Source organism: Streptomyces sp. NPDC059851 (genome assembly GCF_042732005.1).
In the GTDB taxonomy this organism is placed as follows: domain Bacteria; phylum Actinomycetota; class Actinomycetes; order Streptomycetales; family Streptomycetaceae; genus Streptomyces.
The window spans coordinates 79,567-80,828 of record NZ_JBHWJJ010000025.1 but is presented as its reverse complement, the minus strand read 5'-3'; the positions used below and the strand labels follow the sequence as shown (position 1 = coordinate 80,828).

Sequence of the window (1,262 nt, the reverse complement as noted above, 5' to 3'; positions counted from 1 at the left end):
GACCGTCCCGAACGCGCCGCAGGCCTACCCGGCCCAGGTCCGCGCCGACGGCGCCCAGCTGTACTGGCGCTACGACGACACCGTCAGCCCGTACGCGGCCGACTCCTCGGACGGCGGCAACACCAGCGGCATCCAGGTCAACGCCCCGGCCCTGCGCCAGACGCCCGGCGCGATCAGCGGCGCCAGCACCGCGATGGGCTTCAACGGCACCAGCCAGAAGGTCCACAGCGACCACCGCCAGACCGTCTCGAACACCTACACCATCGAGACCTGGTTCAAGACGAGCACCACGCGCGGCGGCAAGCTCGTCGGCTTCGGCAACAACACCACGCGCAACAGCGGCTCGTTCGACAAGCACATCTACATGACCAACGCGGGACGTCTGGCGTTCGGCGTGTACAGCGGCTCGGCGCGGACCATCACCACCGGTCTGTTCGACACGTACAACGACAACAAGTGGCACCACGTCGTCGCCACCCAGGGCCCCTCGGGCATGGCGCTGTACGTCGACGGCCAGAACAAGGGCACCCTGAACGTCACGGACTCGGCCTCCTACGCCGGCTACTGGCACGTCGGCGGTGACAACCTGTCCGGCTGGCCGAACCGCCCCACGAGCAACTTCTTCGCCGGCCAGATCGACGAGACGGCCGTCTACCCGAAGGTGCTCACCGCGGCCCAGGTCAAGAACCACTTCGACCTGGCGAAGGCCCCGTCCGACACGGTCTCCAAGGTCACCGCGACCGAGGACACCTACGTCAACCAGGGCGCCCCGAGCGCCGCCAACGGCACCGCCACCTCGCTCGCCGTCCGCGGCAACCCGCTCTACCAGACCTACCTGCGCTTCAACGTGCCGGCCGCGCCGGCCGGGCAGGTCCTGAAGTCCGCCGTCCTCCAGGTCAAGACCTCCACCCAGAGCGGCGCCGGCACCGCCGACACCGTCTCCGTGGTCCCCGTCACCGGCACCTGGAGCGGCGACACCACCTCGTACAACACCAAGCCCGCCGTGGGCACCACCCCGCTGGGCAGCTTCGCCGCCGTCCCGGACGGCTCGGCCCTGCACAGCGCCCAGCTGGACACCGCCGCGGTCTCGTCGCTGCTGGGCGGCAACCACGCCCTCGCGCTGACCGGCAAGGGCACCGACCCGCTGTGGATCTGGTCGAAGGAGTCGACCGCCGCGGACGCCGCTCCGCAGCTCATCCTCACCTTCGGTCCGAAGTAGCGGCCCGGGGAGCTGTGGGGCCCGGCCCGTCGGCGGGGGCCCC

The 1,262-nt window shown here is 70.7% G+C and carries 1 protein-coding gene; it reads left to right on the top strand.

The genetic code is table 11. The annotated features are described in order from the left end of the window. On the top strand, positions 1-1,219 hold a 1,219-nt coding region (locus tag ACFV7Q_RS12065), incomplete at its 5' end, for a LamG-like jellyroll fold domain-containing protein (protein ID WP_385427116.1). Between the last annotated feature and the right edge of the window lie 43 nt (positions 1,220-1,262).